The 4,366-nt window shown below is 64.5% G+C and carries 4 protein-coding genes and 1 pseudogene; 4 read left to right on the forward strand and 1 reads right to left on the reverse strand.

Features of this window, described 5'->3' with window-relative positions:
- The 3 genes and pseudogenes from EN749_RS31575 to EN749_RS31585 form a co-directional block, all read left to right on the forward strand.
- Positions 1-208: pseudogene (locus EN749_RS31575) on the forward strand (glycosyl transferase family 1); the annotation flags it as partial.
- A gap of 5 nt (positions 209-213) precedes the next feature.
- Positions 214-1,593 carry a glutamine synthetase family protein gene (locus tag EN749_RS31580; RefSeq protein WP_128364627.1) on the forward strand — a complete coding sequence of 460 codons (1,380 nt, stop codon included), beginning with the start codon at positions 214-216 and terminating at the stop codon, positions 1,591-1,593.
- Positions 1,594-1,595: 2 nt separating this feature from the next.
- Positions 1,596-2,882, forward strand: coding sequence for an FAD-binding oxidoreductase (locus EN749_RS31585; RefSeq protein ID WP_128364626.1), 1,287 nt, complete (start codon positions 1,596-1,598; stop codon positions 2,880-2,882).
- 275 nt (positions 2,883-3,157) lie between these two features.
- Here EN749_RS31585 and EN749_RS31590 read toward each other — a convergent pair whose 3' ends face one another.
- On the reverse strand, positions 3,158-3,928 hold the full coding sequence (locus tag EN749_RS31590) for an IclR family transcriptional regulator C-terminal domain-containing protein (RefSeq protein ID WP_127398932.1): 771 nt from the start codon (positions 3,926-3,928) through the stop codon (positions 3,158-3,160).
- A 122-nt stretch (positions 3,929-4,050) separates the two neighbouring features.
- Between EN749_RS31590 and EN749_RS31595 the strand changes: the two genes are divergently transcribed.
- The coding region (locus tag EN749_RS31595; protein WP_281061935.1) for a CoA-transferase at positions 4,051-4,366 on the forward strand (316 nt) is incomplete at its 3' end.

Here is a 4,366-nt window from a genome sequence, read left to right on the forward strand (position 1 = left end):
CGACAATGCGCGCCGCGCCGGAGAAACCGGCGTCGGTGACCATATCGGCCGTGATGCCTGGACCGAAGGAGTGTTGGAGAAAGCCATTCTCGGCCTGCTGGCCGACGATGCCATGCGCGCCCGCCTCAAGGACAATGCAGCCCAAATGGCGCTGAAACCTGGAACGGATGTGGCCGCGCAAGCCATACTCTCTTTGATACGGACATGAACGAAATGCCTGACAACAACACGAATATCTCGCTCTCCGGCGGCAACGACGCCAAGGGCTGGCTGGCCCGGCACGGGATCAACGAAGTCGAGTGCCTGGTGCCCGACATGAACGGCGTCCTGCGCGGCAAGGCCTTGCCGACGGCCAAATTCCTCCAGGCGCTGGAAGATCGCGCGCTCTATCTGCCGAGCAGCGCTTTCCTGGTCAGCATCGACGGCCGCTACTCCGGCTCGATCGACGAGGGTTTTGCCTATTCGGACCCGGACATGCGCATGGTGCCCGACGTTTCGACGCTGTGCCTGGCACCCGGTGCCAGCCCCGGCAAGGTCTATGTCTTCGCCGATGCCTTCCATATGGACGACCGGCCCTGGATGGCCTCGCCGCGCCATGTGCTGCGCGCCGTGCTCGACCTCTACGCCAGGCGCGGCTGGCGGGCGGTGGTGGCGCCGGAGCTCGAATTCTATCTGACCGCGCCCAATCCCGATCCGGACCAGCCGCTGACCGCTCCGATCGGCGCCAATGGCCGTGCCGAGGGTGTGCAGCATCCCTATGACATGGCCGCGCTCGAGGAGTTCGAGCCGGTGATCCGGCGCGTCTATGACTATGCGGCGGCGGCCGGCCTGCCGCTCGACACGCTGATCCATGAATCGGGTACGGCGCAGCTTGAGATCAACTTCCTGCATGGCGATGCGCTGCCGCTGGCCGACAAGGTGCTGCTGTTCAAGCGGCTGACGCGCCAGGCCGCGCAGCAAAGCGGCATGCATGCGACCTTCATGGCCAAGCCGATCGCGGCGCAGGCGGGAAGCTCGATGCATCTGCACATGTCGGTCATCGACGAGGCTGGCAGGACGCTGTTTGCCGGCAGCGACGATGCCGACACCGCAATGTTCGGCCACTTCATCGGCGGCCTGCAGAAATATGTCCCGGAAATCATGCCGCTGTTTGCGCCCAATGTGAACTCGTTCCGCCGCATAAGGCCGAACCACAGCGCGCCGGCCAACATCGAATGGTCGCATGACAACCGTTCCTGCGGCCTGCGCGTGCCGGCCGGGGGCCGCGCGGCGCGGCGGGTGGAGAACCGGCTTCCGGGTGCGGATTCCAATCCTTACCTGGCGATCGCCGGCTCGCTGCTTGCCGGCTATCTTGGCGTCGAACAGAAACTGGCGCGCTCGGCCGAAGCGTCGGGCAATGCCTACAAGATCAAGAGCACGCTGCCGAAAACGATGGAGGAGGCGCTCGACCGTTTCGAGGCTTGCGGCCCGGTGCGAGAGTTGCTCGGCGAGGATTTCTTCCAGACCTATCTGCGCGTCAAGAGCGTCGAGCTCGACCTGTTCCAGGGCGTGGTGACGAGCTGGGAACGCGACCACCTTCTGCTGAAGGTGTGATCATGGGCTTCAATTCCGGCCTGGATATCGGCAAATCCTATTATGTCGCGACGGCTAATCCGTCGCCTAGCCATCCTGCCCTGCAGGGCGACGTCGACGCCGACCTCGTTGTCGTCGGCGGCGGCTGCACGGGGCTCTCCGCTGCCCTTCACGCCGCCGAGCGCGGCCTGAAGGTGGTGCTTCTCGAAGGCGGCAAGATCGGCTGGGGCGCTTCGGGGCGCAATGGCGGCCAGATGATCCCCGGCCTGCGCAAGGGCGCCAAGGGACTGGTCAAGCTCTACGGGCCTGAGCGGGCAAAGGCGCTGTTCGATCTTGCCTTCGAGGCACGCGGGCTGGTGCTCGATATCATCGAGCGGCATGCCATCGATTGCGATCTCAGGCTGACCGGCCATCTGGTCGGTGCGGTCAACGGCTCCGACCTCAAGGATCTGGAAGAAGAGGCCAAGTGCCTTGAAAGCGTGATGAAGTTTGGTGACGTCGAGATCCTGTCGGCGGCGGAAGCCCGTGCCAAGGTCGACACGCCCTATCATGGCGCGATGTACGAGCCGCTGGGCGGCCACCTGCATCCGCTGAACTACACGCTCGGCCTCGCCCGTGCCGCGATAGCGGCCGGCGTCATCATCCACGAGAATTCGGTGGCCTCGCGGCTGGAGCGCGAGCCTTCCATCCGGGTCTCGACATCAAAGGGATCGGTGCGGGCCAAGCATGTCGTGCTGGCCGGTGACGCTCTGCTCGATGGGCTGGAGCCGCGCGTCAACAGCCGCATCATGCCGGTCGGCAACTACATCGTCGCCACCGAGCCGCTGGAGGGCAAACGCAATGTCATCCCGGCCAATGTCGCTGTGTCCGACACCCGCTTCGTCGTCAACTATTACCGGATGTCGGCCGATGGACGCCTGCTGTTCGGCGGCGGCGAACGCTACACGCCGTCACCGCCGGCCGATATCGCCGGCTTCGTGCGGCCGCACATGGAAGCCACCTTTCCGCAGCTCAAGGACTGCCGCATCGATCACGCCTGGGGTGGGCTGGTGTCGGTGACGACATCACGGCTGCCGCACGTCGGGCACTATGGCGAGGTCTATTTCGCGCATGGCTATTCCGGCAAGGGCGTCATCCTGTCGACGCTGTCCGGCAAGCTGCTGGCCGAAGCGATCACTGGCGATGCCTCGCGGCTTGACTTGTTCTCGACGCTGACGCCGATGCCGTTCCCGGGCGGCACGGCGCTGCGCGGTCCGCTCTACGTGCTGGGCATGCTTTGGTACGCGATGAGGGATCGCATCAAGCATTGAGAGAATCGTCTTTGTCACCCATCGCTCAAGGAATGATGGACCTGATCTAGTAGACGCCAACTCCCGACGTTGGCGCTGCCCCTCACCTGCCTGCCGGCATCCTCTCCCCGTAAACGGGGCGAGGGACGCTGCCATCGCTGCTTTCGCCAATTGTCTGCGGTGCAGAAAAGATGCCAGCGTTGCGGCCAGCGTCTTTCGCCCCGTTTACGGGGAGAAATGCCCGGCAGGGCAATGAGGGGCGGCGCTGGCGGTTGAAGAGTTTTCGGGCGATTTGATTAGACGACGAAGAAATCCTCGATGCGCTGCTTTGCCTCCAGCAGCACCGGCAGGATTTCTCGCTCCATCTCCGCGACCGAAAATCGCGCCGACTGGGTCGAGACGTTGATGGCCGCGACGGTGCGCTCTGCCCGGTCGCGGATTGGCACGGCGATGGAGCGCAGGCCGAGCTCCAGCTCCTCATCGACGATAGCAAAGCCGTCGGCCTTCGCCTTGGCGATGGCGTTGGCTAACAAACGCCTGTCGGTGATCGTCTTCGGCGTCCGTCTCTCGATCGTCGCCTGACCGAGGAATGCGTCCAATTCCTGGGGCGCCAGGCCGGCAAGCAGGATGCGTCCCATCGAGGTGCAGTAGGCCGGCAGCCTGGTGCCGACGTCGAGCGACACGCTGAGGATGCGGCGGCCGGGAATGCGGGCGACATAGACGACATCCTCACCCGACAGGATGGCCGCCGAGCAGGCCTCGTTCAGTTGTGCTGCCACAGAGCGCATGATGGGCGCGGCGAAGGCCCATAGCGAGGCGCCGCCGAGCCAGGTGCGGGCAACCGTCAGCAGGCGCGGCGACAGCGAGAACACGCGGCCGGCCTGTGTTGCATAGCCGGTGGCGGTGAGTGTCAGCAGGAAGCGGCGGGCGCCGGCGCGGGTGAGGCCCGCTTCCTCCGCCATTTCTGTCAGCGTCATGCCCGAGGGATGGCGGGCCAGGATCTCCATGACGGCGAGGCCGCGCTCGAGCGAGCCGACATGATCACGGGAAACAGCCGCTTCGTCCATCTTGTCTCCGCGGAACGGCATCGGCGTCAGGATTGACTCCTCGCCCTCGCTCAGCGTAGAAAGTATCGCATACAAAACATATGTTCGCAATACGAACTTTCTGAAAACCCGGAGCCGATGCGATGGTCAAGTTCCTGCCGCTCAAACAGGCCGTGGCCGAGAATTTGAAAGATGGCGACTCCGTCGCCTTCGAAGGCTTCACCCATCTGATCCCGACGGCGGCGGCGCATGAGGCGATCCGCCAGGGTTTTCGCGACCTGACCCTGATCCGCATGACGCCGGACCTGATCTACGACCAGATGATCGGCATGGGCATGGCGAAGAAAATCGTCTTCTCCTATGTCGGCAATCCCGGCGTCGGCCTGCTGCGGCGCGCCCGCGATGCCATCGAGAACGGCTTTCCGCGCTCACTCGAAATCGAGGAGCACAGCCATGCCG

It is taken from the genome of Mesorhizobium sp. M7A.F.Ca.ET.027.02.1.1 (genome assembly GCF_004022985.1).
Taxonomy (GTDB): domain Bacteria; phylum Pseudomonadota; class Alphaproteobacteria; order Rhizobiales; family Rhizobiaceae; genus Mesorhizobium.